This window comes from Pseudomonas sp. R1-43-08 (assembly GCF_003852255.1).
Lineage (GTDB): Bacteria > Pseudomonadota > Gammaproteobacteria > Pseudomonadales > Pseudomonadaceae > Aquipseudomonas.
Map to the genome: position 1 here is coordinate 1425604 of NZ_CP027734.1, position 17570 is coordinate 1443173.

19 protein-coding genes are annotated in these 17570 nt (G+C 60.4%); 10 read left to right on the forward strand and 9 right to left on the reverse strand.

Annotation, left to right across the window (positions count from 1 at the left end; all coding sequences use genetic code 11):
• Positions 1-52 precede the first annotated feature (52 nt).
• The gene (locus C4J87_RS06390) at positions 53-949 is read right to left on the reverse strand and encodes a LysR substrate-binding domain-containing protein (RefSeq protein WP_124366125.1); all 897 of its coding nucleotides are present in this window, start codon (positions 947-949) and stop codon (positions 53-55) included.
• A 108-nt stretch (positions 950-1057) separates the two neighbouring features.
• Between C4J87_RS06390 and C4J87_RS06395 the strand changes: the two genes are divergently transcribed.
• From C4J87_RS06395 to rpoS, 8 genes are all read left to right on the forward strand, one after another.
• Entirely contained in the window at positions 1058-2170 is a 1113-nt protein-coding gene (locus tag C4J87_RS06395) for an S-(hydroxymethyl)glutathione dehydrogenase/class III alcohol dehydrogenase (RefSeq protein WP_065880066.1), read from the forward strand.
• A gap of 8 nt (positions 2171-2178) precedes the next feature.
• Entirely contained in the window at positions 2179-3024 is an 846-nt protein-coding gene (gene fghA, locus C4J87_RS06400) for an S-formylglutathione hydrolase (protein ID WP_124366126.1), read from the forward strand.
• A 54-nt stretch (positions 3025-3078) separates the two neighbouring features.
• Positions 3079-3552 (forward strand): 2-C-methyl-D-erythritol 2,4-cyclodiphosphate synthase, encoded by a 474-nt coding sequence (ispF, locus tag C4J87_RS06405; RefSeq protein WP_012722614.1) that lies wholly within the window; start codon positions 3079-3081, stop codon positions 3550-3552.
• Entirely contained in the window at positions 3549-4607 is a 1059-nt protein-coding gene (gene truD, locus C4J87_RS06410) for a tRNA pseudouridine(13) synthase TruD (RefSeq protein ID WP_124366127.1), read from the forward strand. Before ispF ends, truD begins: the two co-directional genes overlap by 4 nt.
• Positions 4595-5344 (forward strand): 5'/3'-nucleotidase SurE, encoded by a 750-nt coding sequence (gene surE, locus C4J87_RS06415; RefSeq protein ID WP_124366128.1) that lies wholly within the window; start codon positions 4595-4597, stop codon positions 5342-5344. The genes truD and surE overlap by 13 nt, the downstream gene beginning before the upstream one ends.
• Before the next feature lie 41 nt (positions 5345-5385).
• Positions 5386-6021 (forward strand): protein-L-isoaspartate(D-aspartate) O-methyltransferase, encoded by a 636-nt coding sequence (locus tag C4J87_RS06420; protein WP_170827533.1) that lies wholly within the window; start codon positions 5386-5388, stop codon positions 6019-6021.
• A gap of 209 nt (positions 6022-6230) precedes the next feature.
• Complete coding sequence (locus C4J87_RS06425; RefSeq protein ID WP_124366129.1) at positions 6231-7067, forward strand: peptidoglycan DD-metalloendopeptidase family protein; 837 nt, start codon at positions 6231-6233, stop codon at positions 7065-7067.
• A 105-nt stretch (positions 7068-7172) separates the two neighbouring features.
• Entirely contained in the window at positions 7173-8180 is a 1008-nt protein-coding gene (gene rpoS, locus C4J87_RS06430) for an RNA polymerase sigma factor RpoS (RefSeq protein WP_124361628.1), read from the forward strand.
• A 295-nt stretch (positions 8181-8475) separates the two neighbouring features.
• Here the strand turns inward: rpoS and C4J87_RS06435 are convergent, their stop codons facing one another.
• Complete coding sequence (locus tag C4J87_RS06435; protein ID WP_002554837.1) at positions 8476-8685, reverse strand: cold-shock protein; 210 nt, start codon at positions 8683-8685, stop codon at positions 8476-8478.
• A gap of 387 nt (positions 8686-9072) precedes the next feature.
• Here C4J87_RS06435 and dcd point away from each other — a divergent pair, with 387 nt between their 5' ends.
• Together dcd and C4J87_RS06445 are read left to right on the forward strand one after the other, a co-directional pair.
• Positions 9073-9639 carry a dCTP deaminase gene (dcd, locus tag C4J87_RS06440; protein ID WP_048719838.1) on the forward strand — a complete coding sequence of 189 codons (567 nt, stop codon included), beginning with the start codon at positions 9073-9075 and terminating at the stop codon, positions 9637-9639.
• 108 nt (positions 9640-9747) lie between these two features.
• Positions 9748-9948 (forward strand): hypothetical protein, encoded by a 201-nt coding sequence (locus C4J87_RS06445; protein WP_124366130.1) that lies wholly within the window; start codon positions 9748-9750, stop codon positions 9946-9948.
• A 21-nt stretch (positions 9949-9969) separates the two neighbouring features.
• Here the strand turns inward: C4J87_RS06445 and pdeM are convergent, their stop codons facing one another.
• From pdeM to C4J87_RS06480, 7 genes are read right to left on the reverse strand one after another with little or no spacing between them, the layout of a single operon-like run.
• On the reverse strand, positions 9970-10620 hold the full coding sequence (gene pdeM, locus C4J87_RS06450) for a ligase-associated DNA damage response endonuclease PdeM (protein ID WP_124366131.1): 651 nt from the start codon (positions 10618-10620) through the stop codon (positions 9970-9972).
• Positions 10620-13100 carry a ligase-associated DNA damage response DEXH box helicase gene (locus C4J87_RS06455; RefSeq protein WP_124366132.1) on the reverse strand — a complete coding sequence of 827 codons (2481 nt, stop codon included), beginning with the start codon at positions 13098-13100 and terminating at the stop codon, positions 10620-10622. The genes pdeM and C4J87_RS06455 overlap by 1 nt, the downstream gene beginning before the upstream one ends.
• A gap of 57 nt (positions 13101-13157) precedes the next feature.
• Positions 13158-13922, reverse strand: coding sequence for an ABC transporter ATP-binding protein (locus C4J87_RS06460; protein WP_065951958.1), 765 nt, complete (start codon positions 13920-13922; stop codon positions 13158-13160).
• Positions 13923-13935: 13 nt separating this feature from the next.
• Positions 13936-15054, reverse strand: a complete 1119-nt coding sequence (locus tag C4J87_RS06465) for a succinylglutamate desuccinylase/aspartoacylase family protein (protein WP_124366133.1) — start codon at positions 15052-15054, stop codon at positions 13936-13938.
• Between the two features lie 9 nt (positions 15055-15063).
• Positions 15064-15774, reverse strand: a complete 711-nt coding sequence (locus C4J87_RS06470) for an ABC transporter permease (RefSeq protein ID WP_124361632.1) — start codon at positions 15772-15774, stop codon at positions 15064-15066.
• Positions 15771-16499, reverse strand: a complete 729-nt coding sequence (locus tag C4J87_RS06475) for an ABC transporter permease (RefSeq protein ID WP_124366134.1) — start codon at positions 16497-16499, stop codon at positions 15771-15773. The genes C4J87_RS06470 and C4J87_RS06475 overlap by 4 nt, the downstream gene beginning before the upstream one ends.
• A gap of 57 nt (positions 16500-16556) precedes the next feature.
• Entirely contained in the window at positions 16557-17336 is a 780-nt protein-coding gene (locus tag C4J87_RS06480) for a transporter substrate-binding domain-containing protein (RefSeq protein WP_122683522.1), read from the reverse strand.
• Between the last annotated feature and the right edge of the window lie 234 nt (positions 17337-17570).

Consider the following 17570-nt stretch of genomic DNA (forward strand, 5'->3'; position numbering starts at 1 on the left):
AAAATGTAGGAGGGGGCTTGCCCCCGATGCGGCCTGGTCAGGCAACAAATAATCACCCGCTGTACTCCGGCCTCCCAGCCAACCCCTCCTTCAAGAAATCCACCAACTTCCTGACCTTCGGCGATAAATGCCGCTGCTGCGGATACAACGCCCACACCGCCGTATTCGGCGGCTGATGCGCCTCCAGCAGCGAGACCAGTGCGCCACTGTGCAAGTGCTCCAGCACGTAATAGTCCGGCAACTGGCACAGCCCCATGCCTTGCAGCGCAGCGTCCAGCACCGCCTGCCCACTGTTGCAGCGCCAGTTGCCCTGCACCCGCTGGGAAAATTCGCGGCCGTCCTGGGCCAGTTGCCAGATATCCGAACTGCCGATCAGGCAGTTGTGCCGACTCAATTCCGACAAACTGTGTGGTCGACCATACCGGGCCAGGTAGGAAGGTGACGCACACAAATACATGCGTCGCGCTGCCAGGCGGCTGGCAACCATGCGCGAGTCTTGCAGGCGCCCGAGGCGAATCGCCAGGTCGAGCCCCTCGTGCACCAGGTCCAGCGGGCGGTTGCTCAGCTCGATATCGACGCGCAACTGTGGATAGAGCGCCATGAACGCTGTCACCAGCGGCACGATAAAGCGTTCGCCATAGGCCACGGCGCAGGTCATGCGCAACATGCCTTTGGGTTCGCTGGTCAGGTCGCCCACGGCGCGCAGGGCCTCTTCGCGACCGTCCTGCAAGCGCTGGCAATGTTGCAGGAACGTCTGGCCCGCTTCGGTCAGCGTCACCTTGCGTGTACTGCGATACAACAGGCGGGTTTGCAGGCGTTCTTCCAGGCGCGCCACCTGGCGGCTGATATGGGACGACGATACCCCCAGGCGCTCGGCCGCAGCCGTGAATTGGCTGCACTCGGCCACGGCGACAAACTCATCGATGCCTTCCCAACGATTCTCCAGCATAAACATTGTCCCCATACAGCAATAATGTTTTGCTTTTGCCTGGATTATTAATCAATCAGCCATGTTTTACACTGGTCCAATCAACTTTTACTCCATGGAGAACCCCGGATGATCAAGTCCCGCGCCGCCGTAGCCTTCGAAGCCAAGAAACCCCTTGAGATTGTGGAAGTCGATGTCGCCATGCCCAAGGCGGGCGAAGTGCTGTTGCGCGTGGTCGCGTCCGGCGTATGCCATACCGATGCCTACACGCTTTCAGGCGCAGACCCGGAAGGGATCTTCCCGTCGATCCTTGGCCATGAAGGCGGTGCCGTGGTCGAGGCCATTGGCGAAGGCGTAACCTCGGTGGCCGTCGGCGACCATGTGATCCCGCTGTACACCCCGGAATGCGGTCAATGCAAATTCTGCCTGTCCGGCAAGACCAACCTGTGCCAGGCCATCCGTTCCACCCAGGGCAAGGGCTTGATGCCTGACGGCACTACGCGTTTCTCCTACAAGGGCCAGCCGATTTTCCACTACATGGGTACCTCGACCTTCTCCGAGTACACCGTGCTGCCGGAAATCTCCGTCGCCAAGATTCCTAAAGAAGCGCCGCTGGAAAAGGTCTGCCTGCTGGGCTGTGGCGTTACCACCGGTATCGGCGCGGTGATCAACACCGCCAAGGTCAAGCCGGGTGACACCGTGGCCATCTTCGGTCTGGGCGGTATCGGTCTGTCGGCGGTGATTGGCGCGGTGAAAGCAAAGGCCGGTCGCATCATCGCCATCGACATCAACCCGGCCAAGTTCGAAATCGCCAAGCAACTGGGCGCTACCGACTGCATCAACCCGAAAGACTATGACCGCCCGATCCAGGACGTGATTGTCGATTTGACCGATGGCGGCGTGGACTTTTCCTTCGAGTGCATCGGCAACGTCCAACTGATGCGCGCGGCCCTGGAGTGCTGCCATAAAGGCTGGGGCGAGTCGGTGATCATTGGCGTGGCCGGTGCCGGCCAGGAAATCGCCACCCGTCCGTTCCAACTGGTGACCGGTCGCGTCTGGCGCGGTTCTGCATTCGGTGGCGTACGCGGACGCACAGAATTGCCAAGCTACGTGGAAATGGCCCAGACCGGCGAGATCCCGCTGGATACCTTCATCACCCACACCATGGGCCTGGAAGACATCAACAAAGCGTTTGACCTGATGCATGAAGGCAAAAGCATTCGTACCGTCATCCATTTCTGAGGTCGGCCATGAGTCTGGAAAACCTGTCCTGCCAGAAAAGCTTCGGCGGCTGGCATAAACGCTATAAGCATCATTCCGCTGTGCTTGATTGCGACATGACCTTCGCCGTCTACCTGCCGCCGCAGGCGGAGCAGGGCGGCAAGCTACCGGTGTTGTATTGGCTGTCCGGGCTGACCTGCACCGACGAGAACTTCATGCAAAAGGCCGGTGCCCATCGCATGGCCGCCGAGCTGGGCTTGATCATCGTGGCGCCGGATACCAGCCCGCGCGGCCCCGGTGTGCCGGATGACCCGGATAGCGCCTGGGACTTTGGCCTGGGCGCCGGGTTCTATCTGAACGCCACCCAGGAACCCTGGGCCAGGCATTATCGGATGCATGACTATGTGGTGCAGGAATTGCCGGAGTTGGTGGAGGCGCATTTCCCGGCGTCAGACAAGCGGGGCATCAGCGGCCACTCGATGGGCGGCCACGGTGCGTTGGTCTGCGCGCTGCGCAACCCTGGGCGTTACCAGAGCGTGTCGGCGTTTTCGCCGATCAACAATCCGATGGACTGCCCCTGGGGCCAGAAAGCCTTCTCCCGTTACCTGGGAGAAGAGCGCTCGAAGTGGCGCGAATGGGATGCCTGCGTGCTGATCAGCGAAGCGTCGGAACAGTTGCCGCTGTTGGTGGACCAGGGCGATCGCGACGATTTCCTCGCCGTGCAGCTCAAGCCCGAGGCCTTGCAGCAAGCCGCCAACGCGGCCGGTCATCCGCTGGAACTGCGGCTGCAACCTGGCTACGACCACAGCTACTTCTTTATCGCCAGCTTCATCGATGACCATTTGCGCCATCATGGTCGTGCTTTGCTCGGTTAATGTGAGGCAAAAGTAGGTAGAATCACGCCCTGAATTAAATCGGGGCGTTTTTTTATGCGTATTGGCCACGGCTACGATGTGCACCGTTTCGCTGAAGGCGATTTCATCACTTTGGGCGGCGTGCGTATCGCGCACCACCATGGGCTGCTGGCTCATTCTGACGGCGACGTTGTGTTGCACGCCTTGAGCGACGCATTGCTCGGCGCAGCGGCGTTGGGTGATATCGGCAAGCACTTTCCGGACACCGATCCAACCTTCAAGGGCGCCGACAGCCGTGTGTTGCTGCGCCATGTCGTCGGCTTGATCCACGCCAAAGGCTGGAAGGTCGGCAACGTCGATAACACCATCGTGGCCCAGGCGCCGAAAATGGCCCCGCATATCGAATCGATGCGCGCCCTGATTGCCGCAGATCTGCAAATAGAATTGGACCAAGTCAACGTGAAAGCCACCACCACCGAAAAGCTCGGGTTTACCGGTCGTGAAGAGGGCATCGCCGTGCACTCCGTCGCCTTGTTGCTGCGCGCATGAACGAACTTGAGTTGCTGGGCCCGCGTGCCTATGGCGAAGCGTTGGGCAGCGCGGTCCTGAAGGCCACGGCCGAAGATTTCCAGGTGGACGAAGTGCTCGACATCCCGCTGACCGGCGAAGGCGAGCACCTGTGGTTGTGGGTGGAGAAGCGCGGCCTGAATACCGAGGAAGCGGCGCGGCGTATCGCCAAGGCGGCTGGCGTGCCCTTGCGCACCGTCAGCTATGCCGGGCTCAAGGATCGCCAGGCATTGACCCGCCAGTGGTTCAGCGTGCAATTGCCCGGCAAGGCCGATCCGGACATGCGTGCCGCCGAGAACGACACCCTCCGGATCCTGAAAACCGCGCGGCACCAACGCAAGCTGCAGCGCGGTGCGCATGCGGCCAACGGCTTTACCTTGCGCCTGACCCAGTTGAACGGTGATACCGCCGCCATCGATGCGCGTCTGCAACAGATTGCCCGGCACGGTATTCCCAACTATTTCGGTGCCCAGCGCTTTGGCCATAATGGCGGCAATGTCGTCGATGCCCGTGACTGGGCGGCTCGCAAGGCTTTGCCGGAACAGCGCAATGTGCGTTCGAGGTTGCTGTCCACCGCCCGTAGCTTGCTGTTCAACAAAGTGTTGGCGGCGCGTGTCGCCGACGGCTCCTGGCAGCGCGCCCAAGTCGGCGACCTGCTGGCCTTCACCGACAGCCGCAGCTTTTTCCCGGCCGGAGAGGCTGAATGCAGCGACCCGCGCCTGGCGATCCTCGACCTGCATCCCACCGGCCCGCAGTGGGGGGAGGGCGAGTCTCCGGCGAAAGGTCTTACCTATGAATTGGAACAATCTGTCGCCGCCGCAGAAGCTGACCTGCGTGATTGGCTGGTGAATGCGGGAATGAGCCAAGAACGTCGCATTCTGCGGCTGCCCATTGGCGGGTTGACGTGGCATTATCCCGGGCCTGACATTCTGCAATTGGAATTCGTCCTGCCGGCCGGATGCTTCGCCACTGTATTGGTGCGCGAACTCGTTGATCTGGTGCCGGTGGGGCCGACGGACAACCCATGCGTATTCTGATATCAAACGATGACGGTGCCACCGCACCCGGCCTCGCCGCGCTTTATGCTGCGCTGGCGGATTACGCCGAATGCGTAGTGGTGGCCCCCGACCAGGACAAGAGCGGCGCCAGCAGTTCGCTGACGCTCGACCGTCCGTTGCACCCGAAGGTGCTGGCCAATGGCTTTATCAGCGTGAACGGCACTCCCACCGACTGCGTGCACCTGGCGATCAATAGCTTGCTCGAACACGCGCCGGACCTGGTGGTGTCGGGCATCAACCTGGGCGCAAACCTGGGCGATGATGTGCTGTATTCCGGTACCGTGGCGGCAGCCCTTGAAGGGCGTTTTCTCGGCGGTGTCGGGTTCGCCTTTTCCTTCGCTTCACGGCAACTGGATAATCTGGCGACGGCGGCGTACTACGCGCGCAAGTTGGTGCAAGCGCACGCTTCCCTGGACCTGCCGCCGCGCACCGTGCTCAACGTCAATATTCCCAACCTGCCTCTCGACCATATTCGCGGTATCCAACTGACGCGGCTGGGGCACCGTGCCCGTGCGGCGGCACCCTTGAAGGTGGTCGACCCGCGTGGCAAGGAAGGCTATTGGATCGCAGCGGCCGGCGATGCCGAGGATGGCGGCGAGGGCACGGACTTTCATGCGGTGATGCAAGGCTATGTATCGATTACCCCGTTGCAATTCGATCGCACCTTCAGTGATGCCTTCAGTGGACTTGATGGCTGGCTGGAGGGACTGCGCTGATGGCTCGTGAACAAGACGACTTGCTGCGCCGTGGCATCGGGATGACTTCCCAGCGCACGCGCGAGCGTTTGATCCAGCGTCTGTACGAAGAAGGCTTGTCCAACGCGCAGGTGCTGGAAGTGATCCGGCGTACGCCTCGGCACCTGTTTGTCGACGAAGCCCTGGCGCACCGCGCCTACGAAGACACGGCGTTGCCGATCGGCCACAACCAGACCATCTCCCAGCCCTATATGGTCGCCCGCATGAGCGAGCTGTTGCTGGCCGCCGGGCCGTTGGACAAGGTGCTGGAAATCGGCACCGGCTCCGGCTATCAGACCGCCGTGTTGTCTCAGTTGGTCGAACGGGTGTTCTCGGTCGAGCGCATCAAGGTGCTGCAGGACCGCGCCAAAGAGCGCCTGGTGGAGCTGAACCTGCGTAACGTAGTGTTTCGTTGGGGCGATGGCTGGGAAGGCTGGCCGGCATTGGCGCCCTATAACGGAATCATTGTCACTGCGGTGGCCACCGATGTGCCGCAAGCGCTGCTCGATCAACTGGCGCCCGGCGGCCGGCTGGTCATCCCGGTGGGCTCCGGCGAAGTGCAACAATTGATGCTCATTATTCGCGAGGACGATGGCTTTTCCCGGCATGTGCTCGGGGCTGTGCGCTTCGTGCCGCTGCTCAACGGCCCGCTGGCCTGATCATTTATTTCCAGGCAGTGAATTCCACAGGCGCAGATGTGTCTTACAGCGGGGTCTATAGATTCAACGAGGGAAGGCGCCGGAGTTAAACATGATGAAGTTTTCGTTTCACTCGTGTGCCGGTAAAAAGCCAATGCCCAGTTATACTTGCGTCATCTTTCAAGCCTGATACAGGCGTTAACGTTCAGCCACCACAAAGGGAGCGGCGGGTGAGTCTCACAGGTCCTGCGCAGCGAATGAGTAAAACAAGCTTTCAGCGACTGGTGCTTGGCCTTGTCTTGAGTTCCTTACTGGCAGCCTGCTCGAGCACGCCATCCGGCGGTGCGCGGGTAGTTGACCGCACCAATGCGGCACCGCAGAAGCCGACGGTGACCACCGGCCAATACGTCGTGCGCAAGGGCGATACGCTGTTCTCGATCGCCTTCCGTTATGGTTGGGATTACAAGGCGCTCGCAGCTCGTAACAACATTCCCGTGCCTTATACGATTCATCCGGGGCAGACGATTCGCTTCGATGGCCGCACCGGTTCGGCGCCCACGGCAGTTGTGACAAAGTCGGGATCTTCGGCTTCTTCTTCGAGCAAAACCACGGTTATCACCAGGCCTGCAGGTACCGCCGCACCTTCGGTGGCGAGCAAGCCGGCACCCGCGCCGTTGCCACCTGCAGGGCCCGCGCCGACCGGTTGGGGATGGCCTTCAAACGGCGTATTAATTGGAAAATTCTCTTCAAACGGCAGTTTGAATAAAGGCATTGATATCGCCGGGGATTTGGGACAGCCTGTTTTGGCTGCGTCTGATGGGACAGTGGTGTACGCCGGGAGTGGTCTACGGGGCTACGGCGAGCTGGTCATCATCAAACACAGCGATACCTACGTCAGTGCCTACGGTCATAACCGCAGGTTGTTGGTTCGGGAGGGGCAGCAGGTCAAGGTCGGACAGACAATTGCCGAAATGGGTTCAACGGGTACAGACCGGGTGAAACTGCACTTTGAGATTCGCCGCCAGGGGAAACCTGTAGACCCACTGCAATTCCTACCCCGTCGTTGATGTGTTGCCAGCCTGTTCCCTCACGTAGAAGGAACAGGCTCCAGCGTTGCCAAGGATAAAGGCGTCGCTTGAGCTTGAGGTCGAACTCACCAAAGGACTATAACAATGGCTCTCAGTAAAGAAGCGCCGGAGTTTGACATCGACGATGAGGTTCTCCTTATGGAGACCGGTATCGCTACGGAACCGATGTCAGATAATGAGGGGGCATCACCACCCTCAGTTCGCACCAAATCCAAAAACTCCTCCGCGTTAAAGCAACACAAGTACATTGATTACACACGGGCGCTCGACGCGACCCAGTTGTACCTCAATGAAATCGGCTTTTCCCCTCTGCTCACCCCCGAAGAAGAAGTTCATTTTGCGCGTCTGTCGCAAAAGGGCGATCCGGCTGGGCGCAAACGCATGATTGAAAGCAACCTGCGCCTGGTGGTTAAAATCGCCCGACGCTACGTCAATCGCGGATTGTCGCTGCTGGACTTGATTGAGGAGGGCAACCTGGGCTTGATCCGGGCGGTGGAGAAGTTCGACCCTGAGCGGGGCTTTCGCTTCTCGACTTATGCCACCTGGTGGATTCGCCAGACCATCGAACGGGCGATCATGAATCAGACCCGCACGATCCGGTTGCCGATCCATGTGGTCAAGGAGCTCAACGTGTACCTGCGGGCAGCGCGTGAGCTGACACAAAAACTCGATCATGAACCTTCGCCCGAAGAAATCGCCAACCTGCTGGAAAAACCGGTAGGGGAGGTCAAGCGCATGCTTGGCCTTAACGAGCGCGTGTCTTCGGTCGATGTCTCGCTGGGTCCGGATTCGGATAAAACCCTGCTGGACACCCTGACAGATGATCGCCCGACAGATCCGTGCGAGCTGTTGCAGGATGATGATCTGTCTCAAAGCATCGACCAGTGGCTGTCGGAGCTCACCGATAAGCAGCGCGAGGTGGTGATTCGCCGCTTCGGCCTGCGCGGCCATGAGAGCAGTACCCTGGAGGACGTAGGCCTGGAGATCGGCCTGACCCGTGAGCGGGTTCGGCAGATTCAGGTAGAGGGGCTCAAACGCTTGCGCGAGATCCTCGAGAAGAACGGCTTGTCGAGTGAGTCGTTGTTTCAATAAGCGACGCCGTTTGAATGCTTGAATGTGGGAGGGAGCTTGCCCCCGATAGCAGTGTGTCAGTCAAGATAGCTATCGACTGATGCGCCGCCATCGGGGGCAAGCCCCCTCCCACATTATTTTGTGCCTGGCATGATCGTTCCCACGCTCTGCGTGGGAATGCAGCACCAGGACGCTCTGCGTCCCAGGGCGTGACGCAGAGCGTCACAAGAGTCATTCCCACGCAGAGCGTGGGAACGATCGGCATAAAAAAACCCCGCTTTTAAGGGCGGGGTCTTTTCGACTAAATCAGTACAAGTTAGATAACTTGAACTTCTTCAGCTTGCATGCCTTTCTGACCGCGGGTAGCGATGAAAGAAACCTGTTGGCCTTCTTTCAGGCTTTTGAAGCCGTCGGATTGGATAGCTTTGAAGTGAACGAACAGGTCGTCACCGGATTGTGGAGTGATGAAGCCGAAGCCTTTTTCATCGTTGAACCACTTAACGGTACCAGTTTGGCGATTAGACATGGTGTAACTCCTTGAACAAAGTTAACTGCGACTCAGGAAAAGCCCTGGCCGAGACTGAGTGCAAAGAGCAGGAAAAATTCTTGGAGATGGTTGGATCGAAATTCAACATATCGTGTAGAGATTCTCAGTGACACAAGCAACACAGTGACGCCACCTTAACCCTTTTTCCGGAACGTGCCAATGGTATTTCCGAAGGTTTCTCTATTTTCGTGACTGGCGGTGGTATTTATTGTCCCCGAAAGTCGCGCCAGGAGCCCCGGCCCCGTTGGCTGCGGGTAATGGAGGCCGGTGCATTCGTCATTAAAAGTCCTGCGCCCTTTGAACCCCACAGCCGGCCCCGGTAAGATGCCCCACAGAATTTTTTCACCTCGCATTCAGGACACCGCCATGAGCATCAAATCGGACAAGTGGATTCGCCGCATGGCGCAGGAACACGGCATGATCGAACCGTTCGTCGAGCGCCAGATCCGTGGTGAAGGCGACGCGCGCGTGATTTCGTACGGAGTCTCCAGCTATGGCTACGACGTGCGTTGCGCCGATGAATTCAAGGTGTTCACCAATATCAACTCGGCGATTGTCGATCCGAAGAACTTCGACGAAAAAAGCTTCGTCGACGTCAAGAGCGATGTTTGCATCATCCCGCCAAACTCCTTCGCCCTGGCCCGCACCGTGGAGTTCTTCCGTATCCCGCGTGACGTATTGACCATCTGCCTGGGTAAAAGCACCTACGCCCGTTGCGGCATCATCGTCAACGTGACCCCGCTGGAACCCGAGTGGGAAGGCCATGTGACCCTGGAGTTCTCCAACACCACCACCTTGCCAGCGAAAATCTACGCCAACGAAGGCGTGGCGCAAATGCTGTTCCTGCAGTCCGACGAGGCGTGCGAAGTGTCCTATAAGGACCGTGCCGGCAAGTATCAGGGCCAGCGTGGCGTCACGCTCCCACGCGCTTGATCGAAAGCTCCTACGGGTAAAGGGAATTAGTCTGCGGAAATTGACTCTATCTAGGTGTACTGCTTCGGCGCGTGTAAAACGCGTCGAGCCACGCTTGAGGAGTGCCCTATGAAGATCAACCCGCGAATCAGCGCAGAACTTGCCCGGCTTGAACCCAACCAGATTGGTGTTCTGGCCTGGTCCTTGATGGCCGACCCTGCTTATGCGGGCGGCATCCCCGGCCAACCTGACCCGGACTATCCGCAGCAGCCTACCGAACCGGGTGAGCCCACCCTGCCGGATGAGCCGCCTCCCGCACCTGTTGCCTGATCCAGCACACACGCCTGTGCGTCACTGAACCGGCCAGACCTCATGATCGCCGATCACAAAGATTCGGCGCTCATCGTCCAGCTCCACTGCGTAACCGCCGGTAAAGGCGCCAAACGCCGGCAGCAGGCTGACCCGCGTGCCAATCTGAAAGCACGGCAGGCGCAGGCTCTGCCGGCCTTTGCCGCGCAAGCGATACACCGGATGGACATGCCCCGCCAGCACGTGATGGCTGGGATGGGCGCCCGGCTCGTGCTGTAGCGCGAACGGCCCTATCAGTAGTGGCTCCGTCACCACCTCGATGTTCAGGTCGGCAGGCGGGTCGCCTGCGCGTTGATCGTGATTGCCGCGAATCAACGTCATCGGCAACTCAGCGTGGCGCGCTCGCCAGGCCCTGAGCGCGCCCAGGGTGCCGCTGGCGTGGGAGCCTGGGCCGTGGAGAAAATCTCCGAGGAAGATTACTCGAGCACAGGCAAAGGCCGCCAGCAACCGATCCAGGCGCTGCAGGTTTTCGCTCGTGGTGCCCTGGGGCACGGGTTGCCCGAGGCTGCGGTACGCCGAGGCCTTGCCGAAGTGAGCGTCGGCGATCAGCAAGTATTGATGCTCCGGCCAGTACATCGCCTTGTCCGCCAGCAACCATACTTGCTCACCCTCAAGCGTTACCGAACACACCATCAAGCGTTCCCTCTGTCCGCGACTTTTTCCAGGTCCTTGACCATTCGCGCAATGCGCTCCGAGAGTTTTTCCGAGCTCAGGCTTTCGCGCATTCGCTCCACCAGCAGCGGAAAGGCCAGGGGGGTTGGCCGTTGGATCAGATGCAGGTCCAGTTGCAGCGCCGACAGGCGAAGCAATGTCTCTTCCAGGCGCTGAATGTCCAGTTCGTTGCGCAGGACTTCTTCCCCTGCCTGGGTCAGCAGCAGGTTGTGCGGATCATATTGTTTGAACACTTCGAAGAACAGGCCGCTGGAGGCCTGCACCTGCCGGGTGCTTTTCGGCGCGCCGGGGTAACCGGCGAACACCAGCCCGGCGATGCGTGCGATCTCACGAAAGCGCCGCAACGCCAGTTCACCGGCGTTGAGGCTGGCTGCCACGTCCGTGAGCAAATCCTCTGGGCTGAGCAGCGCCTCGGTCAACAACTGGGGCCAGTGCACCTCGGTGGCGCTCAGCAATTCCAACCCATAATCATTGACCGCAATGGAAAAGGTCACGGGTTGCTGCCGGCTGACGCGCCACGCCAGCAGGCTCGCCAGCCCCAGATGCACCTGACGCCCGGCGAAGGGGTAGAGAAACAGATGCCAGCCTTCACGCGACTTGAGAAACTCCGCCAGCAAGTGATCACGGGTCGGCAGGCCGGACCAACGCAGTTGTGTCAGCAACAATGGCTGCACCGCCTGCATCTCCGGGCCGTCGAAGCGACCCTGCGCTGCCGCGTCGAAGCGCTCGATCACCGCCTGCGCCAGCTCATTGGAAAGCGGCATGCGCCCGCCATTCCAGCGCGGCACGGCGGCTTTTTTCGCGGTGCTGCGGCGCACATAGGCGGTCATGTTTTCCACGCGCACCAACTCCAGAAGGCGCCCGGCGAACAGAAAGCCGTCCCCTGGCTTGAGTCGCGCAATAAAACCTTCCTCGACACTGCCGAGGTTTTTGCCGCCACCGCCTTTGCTCCAGTACTTCAGGTGCATACTCGCATCGCTGACAATGGTGCCCACGCTCATGCGATGGCGGCGCGCCAGTCGTGCATCGGGTACGCGCCAGATGCCCTGTTCGTCGGGCTCTACGCGGCGGTAATCCGGATAAGCGGTAAGCGACAGTCCACCATGGCGCACAAAGGCCAGGGCCCAGGTCCAATCGGCGTCGGTAAGATCGCGGTAGGCCCAGGCACCGCGGACCTCCGCCAGCAGCGCATCGGGAACAAACCCGCCGCCCAGGGCCATGCTGACCAGATGTTGCACCAGCACATCCAGGGGTTTATGGGGCGATTCGCGGGCTTCGATGCGGCGCTGGGCAATCGCATCCTTTGCGGCGGCGGCTTCCACCAGCTCCAGGCTGTGGGTCGGTACCAGGGTCACCCGTGATGGCCGCCCCGGTGCATGCCCCGAGCGGCCGGCGCGTTGCATCAGGCGCGCTACACCTTTGGCCGAGCCAATCTGCAGCACCCGCTCCACCGGTAGAAAATCCACGCCCAGGTCCAGGCTGGAGGTGCACACCACCGCCTTGAGTTGGCCGTCTTTGAGCGCACGTTCCACCCAGTCCCGGGTCTCGCGCGACAGCGAACCGTGATGCAACGCAATCAGGCCGGCCCACTCCGGCCTGGCCTCCAGCAGCGCCTGGTACCAGATTTCCGACTGCGCCCGGGTATTGGTGAACACCAGGCAACTGCTGCTGGCGTCCACTTCGGCCACCACTTGCGGCAGCATTTTCAAACCGATATGGCCGGCCCAGGGAAAGCGTTCGGCGATGGGCGGCAGCAGTGTGTCAACCAGCAACTGTTTGGGCGATTGCCCCTGCACATTGACTCCGCCACCCTGTGGGACCAATACCTCCAGCGCGTGAGCCTGATTACCCAAGGTCGCGGAAATGCCCCAGACCAGCAAGTCGGGATGCCAGCGTCGCAGCCGTGCCAACGCCAGTTGCAGTTGCACACCGCGCTTATTACCGATCAGTTCATGCCATTCGTCCACCACCACCATGCGCAGATGCGCCAGGCTGACCTCACTGTCGGCGCGCGCAAGCATTAGCGTCAGGCTTTCCGGGGTGGTGATCAGCGCAGTGGGCTGGCGGCGGGTCTGGCGGGCGCGTTCGCCGCTGCTAGTGTCGCCCGTGCGCAGGCCAACGCTCCAGGGGATCTGCAAGGCCGCCAGCGGCGCCTCAAGCGCGCGTGCGGTGTCGGCGGCCAAGGCGCGCATCGGTGTGATCCACAATACGGTCAGTGGTTCGGCCGGCGCCTTGCGCTTGCCGGTAGCGGGCAGGCGCGTGATGGCGAAACGATTGAGGGCGGCGAACCACAGCGCGTAGGTTTTACCCGCGCCGGTACTGGCATGCAGCAAGCCGGATTGACCGTCCTTGACGGCCTTCCACACTTCTTTCTGGAATGCGAACGCACGCCAGCCACGGGTGGCAAACCATTGTTTTGCGAAGTCGACGGGTTTTGCCATGCGGCAGCTGACGCTCTGGAGGCTCTATTGCACAGACCCTCCAGGCGTCACAAAGGTTTACTTCAAGTTGCCGCTCAAAAACTGCTGCAGGCGCTCGCTCTTCGGATTGCCCAGCACGTCCGCCGGCGCACCTTGCTCTTCCACCCGGCCTTGATGCAGGAACAGTACCTGGCTGGAAACCTTGCGCGCAAAGCTCATTTCGTGGGTCACCATGATCATGGTGCGGCCTTCTTCGGCCAGGCCCTGGATCACCTTCAATACTTCACCGACCAACTCCGGGTCCAGTGCCGAGGTGGGTTCGTCGAACAGCATCACCTCGGGCTCCATCGCCAACGCGCGGGCAATCGCTACCCGTTGCTGCTGGCCGCCAGACAGGAATGCCGGGTATTGATCGGCCACCCGCGCGGGCAGGCCGACTTTGTCCAGGTAGCGCCGGGCGCGGTCTTCGGCGTCTTTCTTGCTGCACCCCAGCACCCGGCGCGGGGCCATGGTGATGTTTTCCAGCACGCTCATGTGGCTCCACAGGTTGAAGTGCTGAAAGACCATCGCCAGTCGCGTGCGCAAGCGCTGCAACTCGGCATCGTCGGCCACGCGCATGCCGTGGCGGTCGCTGACCATGCGGATGGTTTGTCCGTCCAGGGTCATGGCGCCGTCGTTGGGCGTTTCCAGGAAGTTGATGCAGCGCAGGAAGGTGCTCTTGCCCGAGCCGCTGGCGCCGATCAGGCTGATCACGTCACCGGTCCTGGCCTTGAGCGAGACACCTTTGAGCACCTCATTGTCGCCATAGCTTTTATGCAGGCCTTCAACGGTCAATTTGTACATGGGGCGTGCATCCTCAAGGCGAAAGTAAGTAGCCGCTGCGGTAGGCCTCAGTGCCGGCGACATGGCTGATCACCATCCCGGCAGTGGCCATGCGGCGTAGCGAACGGGCGTAAAGCAGGCCGGCATGCTGGCAGTGCACGGGCGTTACGCGGTCAGTGATGGGGTCGATGATTTCGGCGACCCGTTGCCCCGCTTCCAGGTATTCGCCTGGCAAGGCACTGAACACCAGCAAGCCGCCCACGGGTGTGGTCACCGGTTCCACACCCGCCAATGGCGTGGCCGGGTAGGGCAGCGCGGGCAGTGGTGCCGCGTCGCCTTCAATCGCACCGAAGTGAATCAGGTAATCGATGATCGCCTGGCAGTCCAAGGTCGCGAGGCCGTGGTTGACGTCGCCTTGGCCGCGCAACTCGACGGTCACGGAAAAGCTGCCCAGGGGGATCGGGAAGCGCGCGCCGAAGCGTTGCCGCAACTGCCACCACACCAGGGTGAAACATTCATCAAAGGACTGCCCGCCGGAGTCGGTGGCCAGCAGGTTGGCCTCCGAGCCCAGGTAACGCGCCAACGGCTCCACCTGTGGCCAGGCCTCAGGCGTGGTGTAGAGGTGCGCCACGGCTTCGAAATCACAATGCAGGTCCAGCACCATGTCGGCATCGCACGCCAGGCGTTGCAGCACCAGGCGTTGGGATTGCAATTGTGTCGACGCGGTTTGCCTGGCGAGGGCGTCGGATAACGCGGAGCGGATCAATCGGGCGTTGTGCTGGGGGTCATCACCCAGCACATCTTCAACCTGATCGCCGACTGCGTCGCTGAGGTCGACGAACAGGCGATTGAAATTCTGCCCGCTTTCCAGCTCGTAGCGGCCCAGGGGGATGTCCATCAGCACCTGTTCCAGCCCCACCGGATTGGCGACCGGCACCAGGACGATTTCGCTGCGCAAGCGCTCGGCGGCGGCCAATTGGGCCAGGCGCGCCTTCAGGTGCCAGGCCACCAGCATGCCCGGCAGTTCATCGGCATGCAGTGACGATTGGATGTAAATCTTGCGGTCGGCCTGTTCCGGGCCGAAATGGAAACTGTGAATCTGCCGCGCCGTGCCAGGCACCGGCGCAATCAGGTCATGTTGCTGATGACGCATGAAAGCTCCTTAATGGCTCGGCCCGAGGAAGGCCAGCCAGCGGCGTTCGGCCAATCGAAACAGGCCGACCAGGGCGAAAGTCACGGCCAGGTAGATCAAGGCGGCGATGCCGAACGATTGGAAGGTCATGAAGGTGGCCGAGTTGGCGTCCCTGGCGACTTTGAGGATGTCCGGGATGGTGGCGGTGAACGCCACGGTGGTCGAATGCAGCATCAGGATCACCTCGTTGCTGTAGTAGGGCAACGAACGGCGCAGCGCCGACGGCATGATCACATAGGCATACAACTTCCAACCGCTCAGCCCGTAGGCCTTGGCCGCTTCGACTTCGCCGTGGGCCATGCTGCGGATCGCCCCGGCGAAAATTTCCGTGGTGTAGGCGCAGGTGTTGAGGGCGAAGGCCAGGATCGTGCAGTTCATCGCATCGCGAAAGAACGCATCGAGCACCGGTTGCGCACGCACGGCGGCGATGCTGTAGATGCCGGTGTAGCAAATCAGCAACTGGATATACAGCGGCGTGCCGCGAAACAGGTAGGTGTAGAACTGCACCGGCCAGCGCACCAGGCGCCTGCGCGAGACACGGGCGATAGACAGTGGAATCGACACCACAAACCCGATCACCAGTGCCGCGCTGAGCAGCCACATAGTCATGGCCAGGCCGGTGATGTGCTGGCCGTCGCTATAAAGGAAGGGGCGCCAGTATTCCTGCAAAAGCTCGATCATCGCACGGCCTCCCGTGAGCCTGCGGCGTAGCGCCGTTCAAGACGACGCAGGACGAAGTTGGACGCGCTGGTGATCAACAGGTAGATCAGCGCGGCGAGCACCAGGAAGTAGAACAGCTGGTAGGTGCTCTTGCCGGCATCCTGGGCGGCTTTCACCAGGTCGGCCAGGCCGATGATCGACACCAGGGCGGTGGCCTTGAGCATCACCATCCAGTTATTGCCGATGCCCGGCAGGGCAAAGCGCATCATCTGCGGGAAGATCACGTAGCGAAACCGTTGCCCGCGCTTGAGCCCGTAGGCGGTGGCGGCCTCCAGCTGGCCACGGGGCACGGCGAGAATCGCGCCACGAAAAGTCTCGGTGAAATAGGCACCGTAGATAAAGCCCAGGGTGATGACCCCGGCGCTGAATGGGTCTATTTCAATGTACTCCCATTCCATAACGTCGGTCAGGCCGGTCAGCCAGGTTTGCAGGCTGTAGAAAATCAGCAGCATCAACACCAGGTCGGGTACGCCGCGAATCAAGGTGGTGTAGAGCTGGGCGGGGATACGCAGGAAGGGCAGGCTGGACAGTTTCGCGCTGGCACCGAGCAGGCCCAGCAACACGCTGACGGCCAGGGACAGCACCGACAATTTAAGGGTCATCCAGGTGCCTTGCAGCAGCAGCGGGCCGAAACCCTTCAAGCTAAACGCGCTCAGCCCGAGGGTTTGCAACAGATCTTCGAACATAAATCAGGACCTATGGCGATAAAAAAGCGCCCCTTCAAAAAAGGGGCGCCCCAGGCATTATTTGCCGCTGTACAGGTTCAGATCGCCAAAGTGTTTCTTCTGAATAGTGGCGTAGGTGCCATCATCGTGTAACGCTTTGATACCTTTATCCAAAAGAGCCTTGAGCTCAGTGTTACCTTTTTTGATACCGATCGCGGTTTTCGACGGCAGCAGCGGGTCATCGATTGCTGCGCTGACTTCGTATCCAGCACCGGCTGGGGACTTCAGAAAACCCAGTTCAGCCTGCAGCATATCCTGCACGGAGGCATCGAGACGGCCGGACGTCAGGTCCGCATATACCTGATCCTGGTTGGCGTAGGCCTTGGTGGTCACGCCGGCCTTGTCCAGCACAGCCTTGGCGTAGGCTTCCTGGATGGTGCCCTGCTCGTAGCCCACGGTTTTGCCCTTGAGCGACTCCGGCGTCGAGTACCCGGCGCCTTTCTTGAACACCAGCGAGGTTGGCCCCGAGAACAGCTCGTTGGAGAAGTCGATCGCCTTCTCACGTACCGGGGTCACGGTCATGGACGAAATCACACCGTCGAACTTGTTGGCTTTCAGGCCCGGAATCATCCCGTCGAAATCGCTTTCAACCCATTTGCACTTGACCTTCAGCTCTGCACAGATGGCATTGCCCAGGTCGATGTCGAAGCCCACCAGGCTGCCGTCGGCGGCTTTGGATTCGAACGGCGCGTAGGAGGGATCGACACCGAAACGCAATTCCTTGTATTCCTTGGCGGTTGCAACACCTGCAGCCATGCACAGAGCCAGTGCAGAAAGGGTCAGCAATGCTTTTTTCATTATGTATTCCCTGGAAACCAAGATAAGCGCTTGTGGCGCATTTAGGACTGTTACTGAACGGTGTCAGACGGATCCCAAGTAGCAATTTCTGCACCATAGTTCCGAATGATCGTTTTAAAAGGTGGGATGAGGGATTTCTAAGCGTAGGAAATGCCCATTAGTGGGCACTGATAGAGTAGTGCACCATTTAGGATCGAACGGAAATCCAAATGTGGGAGGGGGCTTGCTCCCGAT

Bases quoted from the DNA above. Each gene is read 5' to 3' on its own strand.
- surE (WP_124366128.1), top strand. From the start codon at position 4,595: ATGCGTATTCTGATATCAAACGATGACGGTGCCACCGCACCCGGCCTC.
- C4J87_RS06455 (WP_124366132.1), bottom strand. From the start codon at position 13,100: ATGGCAAAACCCGTCGACTTCGCAAAACAATGGTTTGCCACCCGTGGC.
- C4J87_RS06475 (WP_124366134.1), bottom strand. From the start codon at position 16,499: ATGTTCGAAGATCTGTTGCAAACCCTCGGGCTGAGCGCGTTTAGCTTG.
- C4J87_RS06460 (WP_065951958.1), bottom strand. From the start codon at position 13,922: ATGTACAAATTGACCGTTGAAGGCCTGCATAAAAGCTATGGCGACAAT.
- fghA (WP_124366126.1), top strand. From the start codon at position 2,179: ATGAGTCTGGAAAACCTGTCCTGCCAGAAAAGCTTCGGCGGCTGGCAT.
- C4J87_RS06390 (WP_124366125.1), bottom strand. From the start codon at position 949: ATGCTGGAGAATCGTTGGGAAGGCATCGATGAGTTTGTCGCCGTGGCC.
- truD (WP_124366127.1), top strand. From the start codon at position 3,549: ATGAACGAACTTGAGTTGCTGGGCCCGCGTGCCTATGGCGAAGCGTTG.
- C4J87_RS06470 (WP_124361632.1), bottom strand. From the start codon at position 15,774: ATGATCGAGCTTTTGCAGGAATACTGGCGCCCCTTCCTTTATAGCGAC.
- dcd (WP_048719838.1), top strand. From the start codon at position 9,073: ATGAGCATCAAATCGGACAAGTGGATTCGCCGCATGGCGCAGGAACAC.
- C4J87_RS06395 (WP_065880066.1), top strand. From the start codon at position 1,058: ATGATCAAGTCCCGCGCCGCCGTAGCCTTCGAAGCCAAGAAACCCCTT.
- rpoS (WP_124361628.1), top strand. From the start codon at position 7,173: ATGGCTCTCAGTAAAGAAGCGCCGGAGTTTGACATCGACGATGAGGTT.
- C4J87_RS06445 (WP_124366130.1), top strand. From the start codon at position 9,748: ATGAAGATCAACCCGCGAATCAGCGCAGAACTTGCCCGGCTTGAACCC.
- pdeM (WP_124366131.1), bottom strand. From the start codon at position 10,620: ATGGTGTGTTCGGTAACGCTTGAGGGTGAGCAAGTATGGTTGCTGGCG.
- C4J87_RS06465 (WP_124366133.1), bottom strand. From the start codon at position 15,054: ATGCGTCATCAGCAACATGACCTGATTGCGCCGGTGCCTGGCACGGCG.
- C4J87_RS06420 (WP_170827533.1), top strand. From the start codon at position 5,386: ATGACTTCCCAGCGCACGCGCGAGCGTTTGATCCAGCGTCTGTACGAA.
- C4J87_RS06480 (WP_122683522.1), bottom strand. From the start codon at position 17,336: ATGAAAAAAGCATTGCTGACCCTTTCTGCACTGGCTCTGTGCATGGCT.
- C4J87_RS06435 (WP_002554837.1), bottom strand. From the start codon at position 8,685: ATGTCTAATCGCCAAACTGGTACCGTTAAGTGGTTCAACGATGAAAAA.
- ispF (WP_012722614.1), top strand. From the start codon at position 3,079: ATGCGTATTGGCCACGGCTACGATGTGCACCGTTTCGCTGAAGGCGAT.